Annotated in this window: 13 protein-coding genes; 9 read left to right on the forward strand and 4 right to left on the reverse strand. The window is 37.7% G+C overall.

What is annotated here, in order from left to right:
- The first annotated feature begins 135 nt into the window (after nt 1-135).
- Genes PQG52_RS07300 through PQG52_RS07310 form a run of 3 tightly spaced genes read left to right on the forward strand, consistent with a single transcriptional unit; the run spans nt 136 to nt 3,036 of the window.
- Entirely contained in the window at nt 136-1,374 is a 1,239-nt protein-coding gene (locus PQG52_RS07300) for a cytochrome b (protein ID WP_271828772.1), read from the forward strand.
- Nucleotides 1,374-2,150, forward strand: a complete 777-nt coding sequence (locus PQG52_RS07305) for a cytochrome c1 (RefSeq protein ID WP_271828773.1) — start codon at nt 1,374-1,376, stop codon at nt 2,148-2,150. Before PQG52_RS07300 ends, PQG52_RS07305 begins: the two co-directional genes overlap by 1 nt.
- Nucleotides 2,140-3,036, forward strand: coding sequence for an S-methyl-5'-thioadenosine phosphorylase (locus PQG52_RS07310; protein WP_271828774.1), 897 nt, complete (start codon nt 2,140-2,142; stop codon nt 3,034-3,036). The genes PQG52_RS07305 and PQG52_RS07310 overlap by 11 nt, the downstream gene beginning before the upstream one ends.
- Before the next feature lie 529 nt (nt 3,037-3,565).
- Here PQG52_RS07310 and PQG52_RS07315 read toward each other — a convergent pair.
- The 3 genes from PQG52_RS07315 to PQG52_RS07325 form a co-directional block, all read right to left on the reverse strand.
- Nucleotides 3,566-4,645, reverse strand: coding sequence for an alkene reductase (locus tag PQG52_RS07315; RefSeq protein ID WP_271828776.1), 1,080 nt, complete (start codon nt 4,643-4,645; stop codon nt 3,566-3,568).
- A gap of 85 nt (nt 4,646-4,730) precedes the next feature.
- Nucleotides 4,731-5,318, reverse strand: coding sequence for a TetR/AcrR family transcriptional regulator (locus PQG52_RS07320; RefSeq protein WP_271828777.1), 588 nt, complete (start codon nt 5,316-5,318; stop codon nt 4,731-4,733).
- A gap of 72 nt (nt 5,319-5,390) precedes the next feature.
- Entirely contained in the window at nt 5,391-6,062 is a 672-nt protein-coding gene (locus PQG52_RS07325) for a dienelactone hydrolase family protein (protein WP_271828779.1), read from the reverse strand.
- A 275-nt stretch (nt 6,063-6,337) separates the two neighbouring features.
- Here PQG52_RS07325 and groES point away from each other — a divergent pair, with 275 nt between their 5' ends.
- The 5 genes from groES (at nt 6,338) to PQG52_RS07345 (ending at nt 9,888) form a co-directional block, all read left to right on the forward strand.
- A complete protein-coding gene (gene groES, locus PQG52_RS07330; RefSeq protein ID WP_034337605.1) occupies nt 6,338-6,628 on the forward strand; it encodes a co-chaperone GroES in 291 nt (96 codons plus the stop codon).
- Nucleotides 6,629-6,692: 64 nt separating this feature from the next.
- Nucleotides 6,693-8,348, forward strand: coding sequence for a chaperonin GroEL (gene groL, locus PQG52_RS07335; protein ID WP_271788512.1), 1,656 nt, complete (start codon nt 6,693-6,695; stop codon nt 8,346-8,348).
- A gap of 509 nt (nt 8,349-8,857) precedes the next feature.
- Nucleotides 8,858-9,181, forward strand: coding sequence for a DUF805 domain-containing protein (locus PQG52_RS11530; RefSeq protein ID WP_456304936.1), 324 nt, complete (start codon nt 8,858-8,860; stop codon nt 9,179-9,181).
- Nucleotides 9,067-9,333: a DUF805 domain-containing protein gene (locus PQG52_RS07340; protein ID WP_456304938.1), complete on the forward strand. Its 267-nt coding sequence runs from the start codon at nt 9,067-9,069 to the stop codon at nt 9,331-9,333. The genes PQG52_RS11530 and PQG52_RS07340 overlap by 115 nt, the downstream gene beginning before the upstream one ends.
- A 351-nt stretch (nt 9,334-9,684) precedes the next feature.
- Complete coding sequence (locus tag PQG52_RS07345) at nt 9,685-9,888, forward strand: cold-shock protein (protein ID WP_271788514.1); 204 nt, start codon at nt 9,685-9,687, stop codon at nt 9,886-9,888.
- Nucleotides 9,889-9,981: 93 nt separating this feature from the next.
- On the opposite strand, the gene PQG52_RS07350 is transcribed toward PQG52_RS07345, so the two are convergent.
- Nucleotides 9,982-12,801, reverse strand: a complete 2,820-nt coding sequence (locus tag PQG52_RS07350; RefSeq protein WP_271828780.1) for an ATP-dependent DNA helicase — start codon at nt 12,799-12,801, stop codon at nt 9,982-9,984.
- A 136-nt stretch (nt 12,802-12,937) separates the two neighbouring features.
- Here PQG52_RS07350 and PQG52_RS07355 point away from each other — a divergent pair, with 136 nt between their 5' ends.
- Nucleotides 12,938-14,554 (forward strand): lysine--tRNA ligase, encoded by a 1,617-nt coding sequence (locus PQG52_RS07355; RefSeq protein ID WP_271828781.1) that lies wholly within the window; start codon nt 12,938-12,940, stop codon nt 14,552-14,554.
- The last annotated feature ends 1 nt before the right edge of the window (nt 14,555 follow it).

The raw sequence follows: 14,555 nt of genomic DNA on the forward strand, positions 1-14,555 counted from the left end.
ACGTTAAAAGTTTTTTCTTACATGGCCTAAATTTTCATATAAATATAGCAATTTAAAGGCAAATCTATTTTAAAAATATGGTTTTATGAATAGAATTGGTTTTCTGTATTCTATCTTTGATGTAAAGCGGTTGTTATGACACAAGACCCCGAACCTCATTTAAACCAAGTTTCTTCTAAAAAACACACATTTTCTGAGTGGATAGAAAAGCGTTTTCCAGTTTTTTCAACATTCAGACGTGAATATATTCAATTCCCAATGCCTCGTAATTTAAATATTTGGTGGGCATTCGGGGCAGTGTTATGCGTTACTTTACTATTGATGTTGGCAACAGGGATTTTTTTAGCATTATCTTATACACCGTCAGCAGAGGAGGCTTTTGCTTCGATTGAAATGATAGAAAGGCGAGTGCCAAGTGGGTGGCTATTACGATCGCTTCATATGGCAGGGTCAAATTTATTTCTTGTTTTTTTATATTTGCATCTTTTTAGAGGGCTATATTATGGTTCTTATAAAAATCCTAGAGAGCTCGTATGGTTGTCAGGCTTATTATTAATGCTGATGGTGATGATGACGGCATTTGCTGGGTATATTTTGCCTTGGGGGCAAATGTCTTATTGGGCTGCCAATGTGGTTATCCAAGCAATATCATCAATTCCATTGATTGGCGAAGGGTTGGCGCATTGGTTAATGGGGGGCAGCTCACCCAACGATCTAACATTACATCGGTATTTTGTATTACATTTTGCGATGGCTTTTTTTATTATCGGCGTGGTCTTTATTCATGTGATTTGCGTTCATGTCGTCAAATCAAACAATCCCAAAGGGATAGAACCTAAAACCAAAGAAGAAACGCTACCCTTCTATCCTTATTATGTGGCAAAGGATGGTGTGGTTATCGTTGGTGCAATCATTTTACTGGTTTTATTGGCTTTCTTTTTTCCTGATTTACTAACGAATAGTGAGAATTATACGCCTGCTAATCCTTTGGAAACGCCCGCAAACATAGCACCTGAATGGTATTTCTTGCCCTTTTATGGTATTTTGCAACTTATCCCTTATAAATTCCTTGGATTATTGCTATCGATCGGTTCAATCGTGGTTTTATTTGCGGTACCTTGGCTTGATAGATCACCTACTAAATCAGCGAATTATCGTCCTTTATATCGTATAGCTTTATTTCTATTAGTTCTTTCTTTTGTGATGCTTGGGATCGTTGGAAAATATCATAGTCATACAGGGTTAATATGGCTGGGGCGGTTGGCATTATTCTATTATTATGCGCATTTTTTATTGATCTTGCCTTTTTCAGCACGGTTTGAGCTTAAAAGAACGCTTCCTACTTCTTTATTGGATGAGAAGGGGCAAGAATAATGGTCAAACCAATCAAAAATATAAGCTTTTTATTCTGTTTTTTATTTACGTGTTTATTTATTCCATTGATTTCTTACGCACAAGATAAGCCAGCATATAAACAATACCCTTGGAGCTTCACGGGGATATTTGGTAATTATGATTTATCCAGTGTGCAAAGAGGCTATATGGTTTATCGTAAGACCTGTGCTTCTTGTCACTCAGTGCAATATATGCGTTATGCGGATTTGCAACAAATGGGATTGACGCTCGATCAAATTGATAAAATAGCAAAAACAGATCAGATCTTGGATGGTAAAGACGCATCAGGTAAAGATTTGTATCGTGCTGCCACATTGGTGGATTATTTACCAGCACCATATCCCAATCAATTAATGGCTAAATCGGTGAATGCGGGGAAGGTGCCTTTGGATTTTTCTCGTTATGGCATGGGGATGGGACAGCAAGCGGATTATATTATGGCAATTTTGATGGGATATCAAAATCCCCCTGCTGATTTCAAACCAGATCAAGAGGGAATGGTTTACAATCAATATTTCCCAGGCCATCAAATTGCAATGCGATCCCCATTAACCAAGGATGGTGTGAAATATGCTGATGGCACCTCAGCAACTATTGAGCAACAAGCCAAAGACGTAACAACATTTTTAAGTTGGACAGCACATCCACATCTGATAGAACGTCATCGTATCGGCATTATGGTAATGATTTATGTTACCTTTATTGCTATTTTAACATTGCTTGTAAAAAGAAAAGTTTGGTCGAATGTCAAATAAACAATTTTCTTCAACCCATGCTCAGCCTGTGATAGGAATTATCGGCGGTTCAGGGTTATATGATATCTCTGGATTAACCGATCAAAAATGGGTCAAAGTCGAAACGCCTTGGGGTGATCCATCAGATGAATTACTAACAGGGAAACTCGAAGGTGTTTCTTGTGTTTTTTTACCTCGTCATGGTCGTGGTCATGTGATTTCTCCAACAGAAGTTAATTACAAGGCTAATATCGCAGCAATGAAAACATTAGGCGTTACTGATATTGTTTCTGTATCTGCGGTGGGTTCGTTGAAAGAAGAATTAGCTCCAGGAACTTTTGTTGTGGTCGATCAAGTCATTGATCGTACACGATTAAGAGACAAAAGTTTCTTTGGTACAGGATTGGTAGCGCATGTGTCTTTGGCTGATCCTTTTTGCGATAGAATAGGACAAATGTTATATGATAATGCCAAGGAATTAGGATTATCCGTGGTTAAGGGGGGAACTTATCTGGTGATGGAAGGACCTCAATTCTCTACCCGTGCGGAAAGTAATCTTTATCGTTCATGGGGGGCCTCCGTTATTGGGATGACGAATATGCCAGAGGCTGCTTTGGCTCGTGAAGCTGAAATCTGTTATGCAACCGTGGCGATGGTTACAGATTATGATTGTTGGCATGAAGATCATGACGCGGTAAGTGTAGAGGCTGTGATTAAAACATTGACCGCTAATGCTAGCAATGCACGTGCTTTGGTCGAAAAAATCATTCCAAATCTAGGGAACCAAAGACCAAGTTGTAAGGCTGGTTGTGACCATGCGTTGGAACATGCGTTAATTACGGCTCCTCAAAAACGTGATCCAAAGATGATTGAAAAGCTAAAGTTAATTGCTGGGCGTGTTTTGTAAGGAAATATTGAGGATATTGCTCTGTATGATTGTAGTATAGAGCAATGATGAATAGAAAACTCCTTATCGATCAAACATGATTTGTGCCATTTGGATATGATTTATTCATTTGCAATTACAAATACTTGTTCTTAGGTTTGTTTTGTTGAATTATTCTATAATAAAGTTAAAAGACTGAAGATCCCCTATCATTTTACTTTGGGTTTCACTTTCAGTCCAAGGCGTATCCATAATTAACGCTAGCCTTTTGATTGCTTGAATTCCATATTTCTATAAATTTGATGAGATAGAATCTGTTATTTTTATTTGTGCAAAGGCAGTTGCATAACTAACCACGTCGCTTTGTATCATATTGTCTTCTCTAGATGATGACATTTCTTTTATCTTATCAATATCAAGTATATCGACAAGAACATAAGTTATTTTGCGTGGATAATTGGGTTTGGTTAACTGATAAGGTAGCCACCTCAATATATTGAATTTTAGTTTTTTAAAGACCCCTCTGTAGTTCACAGAGGGGTTTATCATTTTAGTAATCGCTATAGCCTTCTTTACCTTGTGTGAACCAAGTTTTGGCATCGTCAGGGGTGAAAGATATATTGTTTTTAATTTTATTGACAAGATCAGGGTTAGAGATGAAAGGACGACCAAAAGCAACACCGTCTGCTTCATTATTTTTCATGACTTGTTTGGCGGATTCACCATTATAGGAGCCGTTAATGATAAAGTGCCCATCAAAATTTTTGCGCATAGCAGGGGCTATCGCAGGATATAAATCATCATCTGTTAAATCTGCCATAATGAAATTATCTTCACCTGCTCTTGGTTCACGTACTTCTAAGAAATTAATCTTTTCTTTGCTCAACGCTTGAGTCGCTGCGACAAATAGAGCTTCAGAGTTACTATCGATAACACCTTGAACCAATTCGTTTGGAGAAAGTCTCACAGACGTTTTATCTGCTCCAACGGTTTGATTAACAGTTTGGGTGACTTGGATTAATAAACGGATTCTATTTTCAATAGAGCCACCATATTCATCCTCTCTGAAGTTAGAGCTGTCTCTTAGGAATTGATCAATTAAATAGCCATTTGCAGCATGAATTTGAACGCCATCAAATCCAGCCTCCATCGCATTTTTTGCTGCTTGTGCATAATCATTCAACAGTCTAGGTATTTCATTTATAGGCAAGGCTCTTGCTTGCTCATAAGGCTTTTTGCCATCATAAGTATGCGCCCATCTGGGAGCCGTCGTGTCTGATGCTGAAATAGGGTGTGGGTGAAAAGAAGGATGCACTGTTCGTCCCATATGCCATAATTGGCTGATAATCATACCGCCAGCTTCGTGAACAGCATCGACAATGGGTTTCCAAGCTTCAACTTGTTCTTTGCTCCAAATACCTGGTGCGTAAGGCCATCCAAGACCCTCTTGGGAGATCCCTGTTCCTTCTGCAATAATTAAACCAGCACTGGCGCGATCACGGTAATAATCAATCATTATTTCTGTTGGAATATGATCCTTGGTTGCCCGACCACGAGTCATGGGTGCCATAATGATGCGATTAGCAGCATGAATAGAGCCAAGTTGAATAGGGTCAAATAAACTAGCCATAATGTTTTCCTTTTAGATTCTGTTGATAAATAAAAACTAACAAATAATAGACCAGTCGTCTAGTATTTTTTTAAAAAAAATAGGATTAATTTTCTAAAAGATTATTTGTATATTTCAGTGCCGTTTTCAACGGACATTCATTACGTTGTATTTTGGTAAGCATACTGGCACCAAGCCATTGTTGATATAATTCTTGAGCCGCATAATCAGGTTCTAAATGTTTAGGAATGGAGCCATCAATTTGACCTTTTTTAACAATGTCCGTAATAAGTTGAATGACTTTACTGGTGCCTAAACAAAATTCGTGTCGCATTGGTTCGGAAAAATCGCTGACTTCAGAGCTTAATTTCACAATTAGGCATCGTCCGTAATAATCATTCGTACATTGGTTTTCTTGCCAAGTTTTTAAGTATGATAATAATCGTTCTTTGCAAGAAAGCTGTGAGTTAGAGAATAATCTGGCGATATTTGTTGTGTATTCTTGCATGTAAAAACGAATCACCTCTACGCCATATTCTTCTTTAGAACTGAAATAATAATAAAAGGATCCTTTTGGAATACCAGCTTTTTTCAATAACTCGGTTAATCCGACATTCGTAAATCCATGGACTGTAAATACCTCAAGTCCTGTTTTTAAGAGTAGCGTTTTTTTCTCATTACTTGCAGAATTCATTGTTTTTTCTTTTTTTTATGGTTACGCTATATTTGAAGATATAGCGTTTTATCTTTAATTTATTATAGATGATTATAAATTTTTTGCAAAAAGATCCAACGTTCTTTGCTGAGCAAGCTCGTAAGCTTCTGGGTTGAAACTTGATCTTGCTTGGCATCCAAATCCATGTTCAGCATTTTTATAAACGTAAATATCTACACCGCTATTATCTTTATAAGCTTGCCTGATTTTATCAATAGCATCTAAAGGAATGCTGTGGTCAAGTTCACCAAAATGCATTTGAACAGGGCAATGAGGTGGGCGATCAAGTAATGATGGAATCATCGCACCATACCAACAGCTGGCAGCAGAAAAAAGTTTGGTTTCAGTAGCGGCTTTCCAGCTCAAACTACCACCCCAGCAATAGCCCACAATCCCAATTTTATCGTAAGGGAAGTGCTCAGCAGCTGCGATTACATCTAATAATGTTTTTTCAGGTAAAATTTTTGCCCTGATGTTAAGGCCACGTTGCATATCTTCTGGCTCATATCCCAACGAGATATTCCGTTCAACACGATCAAATAATGCAGGGGAAATGACGTGATATCCTTGCGCCGCAAACTTATCGCACATTTGACGAATATGCGGATTAACACCAAAAATCTCTTGAAGTACAACTAAACCCGCCGAAGCATTGGTTGGGGCATGTTCATAAGCATTTAGACTATGTTGATCAGAAGTGGTCAGTTGAATGTCTTTTTTCATTGTAAAAAGCCTTTATTTGTAAATTTCGCATATGTTGAATGAACGTAGTATAGTTTAATCTATATTCAAAAAAAATGATGTTTTTTTGGCGAATTATTCCTCAAAATAAGTGTTAATTTTCTTGACAATGTTACAAGCAACACATAAATTAACAGCGTATATATCAATCAATTTATTGATATATTTTGGAGTGACGCGGCAAAAAACGCGCGTAGTTAAAACCCATAATGCTGCTTTCATAGAAGGGCATTATATAGAAATATGGAGCGATCCAAATGACGAATTTTCGTCCTCTACACGACCGTGTGGTCGTACGCCGTTTAAATGGTGAAGAAAAAACTGCTGGCGGAATTATTATTCCTGAAACAGCAAAAGAAAAACCTCAAGAAGGTGAAGTCGTTGCCGTAGGACCTGGCGCTCGTAACGAGCAAGGTCAAATTGTTGCTTTAGATGTAAAAGCTGGCGACAAAGTACTATTCGGCAAATGGTCAGGCACAGAAGTAAAAATCAATGGTGAAGATCTTCTGATCATGAAAGAAAGCGATATTATGGGAATCGTTGGTTAATCCAATTATTTCTTAATCCTATACGTTTTATTTTTGACTTTAACTTTATTTGGAGAAATGAATTATGGCAGCCAAAGATGTAAGATTTGGTGCTGATGCACGTCAACGTATGTTACGTGGTGTCGATATCCTTGCTGATGCAGTAAAAGTAACTTTGGGTCCAAAAGGACGTAACGTTGTATTAGATAAAAGCTTTGGTGCACCTCGCATTACAAAAGACGGTGTTTCTGTTGCAAAAGAAATCGAACTTGCAGATAAGTTCGAAAATATGGGCGCACAAATGGTGCGTGAAGTTGCTTCTAAAACCAATGACATTGCTGGCGATGGTACAACCACAGCAACCGTATTGGCTCAAGCAATCGTTCGTGAAGGGTTGAAATCAGTTGCTGCTGGTATGAACCCAATGGATTTAAAACGCGGTATTGATAAAGCTGTTACTGTTGTGGTTGAAGAACTACAATCAAAAACAAAAAAAATCTCTACCCAAGCTGAAATTGCTCAAGTTGGAACAATTTCTGCAAATGGTGAAGCTGAAATCGGTGAGATGATCAGCAAAGCTATGGAAAAAGTTGGTAAAGAAGGTGTTATCACCGTTGAAGAAGCAAAAGGTCTACAAACAGAATTAGATGTTGTAGAAGGGATGCAATTTGACCGTGGATATATCTCTCCATATTTTGTAACCAACTCAGAAAAAATGACAGCTGATTTGGATAATCCTTTAATCCTTATCCACGAAAAGAAATTATCTTCTTTACAACCAATGTTACCATTGTTGGAAAGCGTTGTTCAAAGTGGTCGTCCATTATTGATTATCGCTGAAGATATTGATGGTGAAGCATTAGCAACATTAGTCGTTAACAAACTACGTGGTGGTTTGAAAATTGCTGCTGTTAAAGCTCCTGGTTTTGGTGATCGCCGTAAAGCAATGTTGGAAGATATTGCTATTCTTACAGGCGGACAAGTGGTTAGCGAAGATCTTGGCATCAAACTTGAAAGCGTTACATTGAAAATGCTTGGTAATGCTAAAAAAGTTCATATCGACAAAGAAAACACCACTATTGTTGAAGGTGCTGGCGATGTCGAACAAATTAAAGGTCGTTGTAACCAAATCCGTGCACAAGTTGAAGATACAACTTCCGATTATGACCGTGAAAAATTACAAGAACGTTTGGCTAAATTAGCCGGCGGTGTTGCTGTTATTCGCGTTGGTGGTTCTACTGAAGTTGAAGTGAAAGAACGTCGCGATCGCGTTGACGATGCTTTACACGCAACTCGTGCTGCTGTGGAAGAAGGTATTGTTCCTGGTGGTGGTACAGCATTAGCTCGTGCATCTGTAAAACTTGCTGAAATTGCATCTCATACAAATGATGATCAACGCGTTGGTGTTGAAATCGTCCGCCGTGCATTACAAGCTCCTTTACGTCAAATCTCTGAAAATGCTGGTGAAGACGGTGCAGTGATTGCTGGTAAAGTTCTTGAAAACACCACCTATAGCTTCGGTTTCGATGCTCAAGAAGGTGCATATAAAGATCTCGTACAAGCTGGTATTATCGATCCAACTAAAGTTGTTCGTACAGCATTACAAGATGCAGCATCTGTTGCTGGTTTGTTAATCACAACCGAAGCTATGGTTGCTGAACGTCCAGAAAAGAAATCTGAAGCTGGTGCCGGTATGGATGGCATGGGCGGAATGGGTGGTATGGGCGGAATGGGCTTCTAGTCCAACGCTGATACGCTTATTTGCTTAAAAATTAAATAGAGGGACGCCTCTTAAATTTTGAAATCGCTACCTTGAATAAGGTGGCGATTTTTTTAGAGTTTGTAAAATTAATAAATTTTAATTCAGCAATATATTCAGTATAGTTTTCGAATTAAAATGTAAAAGGGATAGAGTTATATGAGAGGAATTATATTAAACTTCTCAATACAGGAAAATACAGGTTATATTTCTGGAGATGACGGTAAACGTTACGCATTTACTGGGAAATAGTGGAAAGAAACTTTTGCTCCGGAAAAAGGAAAAAAGGTTGATTTTGAGGTTAATGTATCAAGCTAAGCTTATAGTGTTTACTGCATTATGTATCAAGAAAATGATGCAAACATATTGAATTAGGTTCTCATATAGCTGATGATACTCATCAAAAACCAACTCCGCAAATTACAGAATCATATATAAATCAACTGGAAGTTGTAAAATCATACGGGACAATGTATTGGTTTAAGAAGTGTATGAAAAATTATGTGAATTTTTCAGGACGAGCTCGAAGAAGTGAATTTTGGAATTTTGTTTTAATAATATGTTTTATACAAATAATTCCATCTATTATTATAAGTATTATTATGTATTTTATAACAGCTAATCAATATAGATCTTATTCTTACTACAGCTATAGCAGTGGTATAGGGATGAATGACTTTGACCAGATATTTGGGATTTCATTTGTTATGGCTTTTATTGTTTTATATGTTCATGCATATTTTTGTTACCAAGTATTGCTGTTACAGCACGTCGTTTGCATGATATTGGGCTTTCAGGTTGGTGGGCTTCTTTAATTATTTTAACTTATATAAGCCCTCTATTGATGCTAATAGGTGGAATATTTTTCGCATTGATAGTCTATATTATGATTTGTATTTTGTTTATTGTGTGGTGCTCAACCGATACAAAGCCACAAGGAAATGAGTGGGGGCTGCCCGCTAAGTAACAAAAATGTAAAAATTAAGATGTTTTGTTTTTAAATTTTCATAGAAAATTCGCCAGTATTCTTTCACTGAAATAACGAACGAGTATTATTATTAATAAATATTAATATATTATTAATAAAATCTATATTTTTATTGATATTCAATATAAAATATATTTTTTTTACATTTTTATTCATATTTTATTTGACATTGAACCTGTTTTCTGTGTCAAATAGAAATCAGAAAGAGTTGTTACAATTCTTTCACCCAAAGTAAATAAGATCAACTGATTTTATTTAGATATTTTAACTCTGATATCAGGTCTGTTTTTCAAGGACTTGATTCTCTAATAGATAAAGGATGCGCGGTTAATGCAAACTGGAACCGTGAAATGGTTTAATCCTACAAAAGGATTTGGTTTTATTGTCCCTGAAGATGGTGGTAAGGACGTTTTCGTTCATATTACAGCAGTTCAGGCAGCTGGTTTACGTGATTTGAAAGAAAATCAACGTGTAAGTTACGAAATCGTGACAGAGCGCGGTAAAGCTGCTGCAGCGAATTTAAAACCTCTATAAGTTTTAAATCATTGGATTACTGGTATTAGAGTTAGCTCGTTACCGTAAGCGAACCGGTTCTTGAAAGAGAGCCGGTTTTGTATTTTATAAACCTTAACATCCTTTTTTAAAAAATTCTTGTATAGACGCGATGGCATCTTGCAATGATATTCTGGCAATCGGAACATCGGATGGAAATGCTGACAACATCCGAGTCGGAGTTCTGCGGTCTAAGATAACGAAAATTCCTCTATCGCTTTGAGTGCGAATCAATCGACCAAACGCTTGTCTTAATCTCAACCTTACCAGCTGTTCATCATAAAAATTGGGATTCTCTGGATAAAAATATTTTCGTCTTTCCCGATGAAGAATATCCGGTCTTGGCCAAGGCATTTTTTCAAACACAACTAATCTTAATGAATTGCCCGGGATATTAATTCCGTCCCGCATGGCATCTGTGCCTAATAAACAGGAATTTTGCTCTGATTTAAATAGCTCAATGAGGCTATTATTATTTATGGGGTCAACATGTTGGGCAAACAAAGAGATATTTTGTTCTTCTAGCGGTTGAATGATCCTTTGATGTACAGCCTTCAATCGTTGAATGGCGGTAAATAACCCCAAAGCCCCACCTTTTGACGTTAGAAACAGGCTGAGAAAAGCGTGAGACAGATTATTAATCGACAGACTATTTAAATCATTGATGATTAATACGCGTGCTTGTTCCGTGTAATTAAAAGGACAAGCGAGTGAAGCGCGAATAGGGGCAAACGGTAAATGTGGTGTACCAACGCGTTTTTCGGCAGCTTGCCAAGTTACTTCAGTATCGTGCTGACTGTCATCTCGGAGGGTTGCAGAGGTTAAAATTATACCATGCGCATAATTGGTGATGGTTTTCATAAAGGGCAGGGTTGGATCTAACCAGTGATGAAAAATACCAATATCTAAAATACGTGTGCCAGTTTTTTCAACTTTTAAAAATGTGACGTGTGTCTGTGGCTCTTGTTGTTTTTGATCTGGTTGATCTAGAAGGTTCAACAGATCAACCCAAACACTTAAGGGATTAACAGCACGTCTTTGTAAAGAGCTGATTGTCGTTTCAATGCGGTCTTTGGAATATTTATCTAATGTATCAATATCAGTTTTTAATTTATGTTCTAAAGTTTGAATAAATTGCAATAAAGGTGTTAGGATTTGAAGGAAACACTCAGAAAGGATAGCAGCCTGTTGTTTCAATTCTGGCAAGATAGGAAATAGATCGCATTCATTTTGGTCGTAATATTCTGGAACAGGGACGGGAGAAGTGTTCTTTTGTGATCGTGCAGTGATTTGCATGTAAACTAAATAGAAAAAATACTCTGTTGGGTTGCTATCAGGAATATGATGTTCATCAAGCTCCATTGAGAAATGAGATGACCAATTTAAAACGGGTAAACGATGTGTCGCTTGTAAAATGCTTTCCAATAAATGTTCAAGTTTGCTGTTACCGATAATCACATCATGAATACGTTTTTTAAGTCCTTTAGAACGGGTTTTATTCCCTTCATTACCCAATAACCATCGGCGTAGTTCGCTTGTTTCCAACAAAGAAAATGCAACTGAATAAGCACTATCCGTCGCGTCTAATAAATGATGTGCTTCATCGAATATGAAACGTGTTGGAAAATTAGATTGTTCTACAGAATCATTATTGTCATGCCAGGAAATATGCTGCATGACGAGCGCATGATTGGCAATGACAATATTTGCATCTTGCGCTTTGTGGATGGAATTTTCGACAAAGCAACATTGATAATGTGGGCAAGCGCCGTGAATACATTCGCCTCTACGTTCAGCCAGTTGGTATAATAGTCTTTCGTTGAACAGATCATTAAACCAATTGGGTAAATCACCCCCAAATAAATCACCATCATTGGTTTCTTCACTCCATCTACAGAGTAAAATAAGGGCAATTTTATTGCGAGATTGCAGTTGTGAGAATGTATTGAGATGTTCTTCTAAATTAAGTAAGCATAAATAATTCTCACGTCCTTTGCGGACAATAACATGCTTTTTCCTAATCTCAGGGTCAGGATAAAGCCGTGTAAATTCATCTTCGATTTGCCGTTGCAGATGCTTGGTGTAAGTATTGATCCAAACGGTTCCTTCGTTTTGCTCCGACCACAGGGTAGCAGGTGCCATGTATCCCAAGGTCTTTCCTGTTCCTGTACCAGCTTCTGCTAAAACGACATTAGGGCAATCAGGATGATTGCGGGGGGCAAAAGCAGCCCGAGAAATATCTGCAAAATCAATTTGTCCCATTCTGGTTTCAGCCTGAGGCCCTAAGAGCTCAGACAAACGTTGTAATGTTTCTTTGCGTTGCAGGGGCTGTTGTCTTGGAGGTGAGCGAGGAGGGATATCTTGCCATTTTGGCAATTTTCGCCATATTTTTAAACTGTCATTAGGTTGCAGTTGGCTGGAGGGAATGGGTAGTGTTATATTCAGAACATCAATGATTAAAGGTGCCCATTTCCATTGGGCATAGAATAATGCTGCACTTTGAGCTTTGAGGGATTCAGAGGGGAAGTGGCGTTGTTTATCTTGTAAATGTTGCACAAGATGATCGATAATTGTGAATAGAAAATCAGCACTGACAGGCTCAGGGCAGGGAATATCGAGTGCTTGCGCCATACTTTGAGGGGTGAACCCAAAAGATTTAGTGGGATAAATAAAAGCTGCAAGTTCAAGAAGGTCAAACCATCCATGCAGGTTAATATTTTTTGGAGTATGTAATTTACGATAAGTAACGGGGGAATGAATGACAAAAACAGCTGGCTCTTTCCCAATTTTTTCAATTGCTTGCTCAATAGATAAATCAAGCAATTCGCCCTCTGAAGTCATCAAAGAACATTGATGTTGGTGAATTGTAAGTGCTGAATATTTGTCTAAAAACATTTTTTTACTAACAGTTTAAGAATATATGATGATATTCTAATTTCTTATGTGTTTTAATAGAACACATATTTTTGTTTTTTTATAAATTAATTTATACTTATAGAGGGCAGGTATTTGTTAAAGTGCCTGTAAAGCAATGTCTAAAAACGATTTTTCTTCATTATCTTCGTTACCAAAATCTTGGCCTTTTGAGGAAGCTGCTAAGTTAGTTGATCGTATGAAAGGTAAGAAGGATAAGTTGAATAAACCTGCCCTGATGGAAACAGGCTATGGCCCTTCTGGATTGCCGCATATTGGTACGTTTGGTGAAGTTGCGCGCACATCATGGGTGCGACAAGCATATCAAGTACTGACGGGTCAATCGATTAAAATCCTCGCATTCTCTGATGATATGGATGGATTACGCAAAGTTCCTGATAATGTGCCAAACAAAGATATGTTAGCACAACATTTAGGCAAACCATTATCTCGTATTCCTGATCCATTTGGAACCCATGATTCGTTTGGTGCGCATAACAATGCACAATTATGTTCTTTCTTAGATCGGTTTGGCTTTGAATATGAATTTGCATCCGCAACCGATTATTATACGTCTGGACGTTTTGATGCTGCGTTGAGACGCGTATTAGAAGTTCACGATCAAATTGCGGCTGAAGTTAAAAAAACATTAAGAGAAGAAAGAAAAGCGACGTATTCTCCGATTTTGCCCATCCATCCTGAAACAGGGATTGTAATGCAAGTGCCAATGGAAAAAATTGATCTGGATGCTGGTACGGTTGTATGGCGTGATGAAAATGGTAAGGCGTTCGAAACGCTTGTTAAAGGCGGTCATGTAAAATTACAATGGAAAGCCGATTGGGCAATGCGTTGGTATGCGTTGGGCGTAGATTATGAAATGTCTGGCAAAGATTTGATCGATAGCGTTAAATTATCCAGCAAAATTTGTAAAATTTTGGGGGGAGAGCCCCCAATTAATTTAACGTATGAATTATTCTTGGATGACCAAGGACAAAAAATTTCAAAATCTAAAGGGAACGGACTTTCAATTGAAGAATGGCTGCAATATGCGCCAGAAGAAAGTTTGGCACTTTATATGTATAATGCGCCTAAACGTGCAAAAAGATTATTTTTTGATGTTATTCCCAAGGCAACGGACGAATATTTAAAACATGTTGCTGATTGGGCAGAGCTTGAAAAAAACAAAGATAGTTTGGAAGTTGCTGAACAAGAAAAGAGATATAATAATCCTGCTTGGTTTATCCACCAGGGTAAATTGCCAGAAAAAGTTGGCAGTCCAATCAGTTTTGCGATGCTTTTAAATTTGGCATCTGTTGCGAATGCTGAGCGTGCAGAAATTCTATGGGGCTTTTTAAAGCGTTACGATGTAAATGTTTCCCCCGAAACGCATCCGATGTTGTCTCAACTTGTAGAATGTGCATTGGCATATTATGCAGATTTTATCAAACCTCATAAAGAGTATCGTAAGCCAGATGATAAAGAAAAGCATGCTTTAACAGCATTGGTTAACCAATTACGTGCGGTGCAAGAGCAACCGTTGACTGCTGATGAGTTGCAAAATATGGTATTTGCGGTTGGTAAAGAATTCGAATTTGAACCTTTAAGAGCATGGTTTGGATGTTTATACGAAGTCTTACTAGGGCAAAAAGAAGGACCTCGTTTTGGTATGTTTATTGCTTTATATGGTATTTCAGAAACGATAGCGTTAATTGAAGCCGCTTTGACCCGAGAATAGT

This window comes from Commensalibacter communis, from assembly GCF_947179105.1.
GTDB classification, from domain to species: domain Bacteria; phylum Pseudomonadota; class Alphaproteobacteria; order Acetobacterales; family Acetobacteraceae; genus Commensalibacter; species Commensalibacter communis.

Bases quoted from the DNA above. Each gene is read 5' to 3' on its own strand.
- PQG52_RS07300 (WP_271828772.1), top strand. From the start codon at position 136: ATGACACAAGACCCCGAACCTCATTTAAACCAAGTTTCTTCTAAAAAA.
- PQG52_RS07350 (WP_271828780.1), bottom strand. From the start codon at position 12,801: ATGTTTTTAGACAAATATTCAGCACTTACAATTCACCAACATCAATGT.
- PQG52_RS07305 (WP_271828773.1), top strand. From the start codon at position 1,374: ATGGTCAAACCAATCAAAAATATAAGCTTTTTATTCTGTTTTTTATTT.
- groL (WP_271788512.1), top strand. From the start codon at position 6,693: ATGGCAGCCAAAGATGTAAGATTTGGTGCTGATGCACGTCAACGTATG.
- PQG52_RS11530 (WP_456304936.1), top strand. From the start codon at position 8,858: ATGAAAAATTATGTGAATTTTTCAGGACGAGCTCGAAGAAGTGAATTT.
- PQG52_RS07345 (WP_271788514.1), top strand. From the start codon at position 9,685: ATGCAAACTGGAACCGTGAAATGGTTTAATCCTACAAAAGGATTTGGT.
- PQG52_RS07325 (WP_271828779.1), bottom strand. From the start codon at position 6,062: ATGAAAAAAGACATTCAACTGACCACTTCTGATCAACATAGTCTAAAT.
- PQG52_RS07315 (WP_271828776.1), bottom strand. From the start codon at position 4,645: ATGGCTAGTTTATTTGACCCTATTCAACTTGGCTCTATTCATGCTGCT.
- PQG52_RS07310 (WP_271828774.1), top strand. From the start codon at position 2,140: ATGTCAAATAAACAATTTTCTTCAACCCATGCTCAGCCTGTGATAGGA.
- PQG52_RS07355 (WP_271828781.1), top strand. From the start codon at position 12,938: ATGTCTAAAAACGATTTTTCTTCATTATCTTCGTTACCAAAATCTTGG.
- PQG52_RS07320 (WP_271828777.1), bottom strand. From the start codon at position 5,318: ATGAATTCTGCAAGTAATGAGAAAAAAACGCTACTCTTAAAAACAGGA.
- groES (WP_034337605.1), top strand. From the start codon at position 6,338: ATGACGAATTTTCGTCCTCTACACGACCGTGTGGTCGTACGCCGTTTA.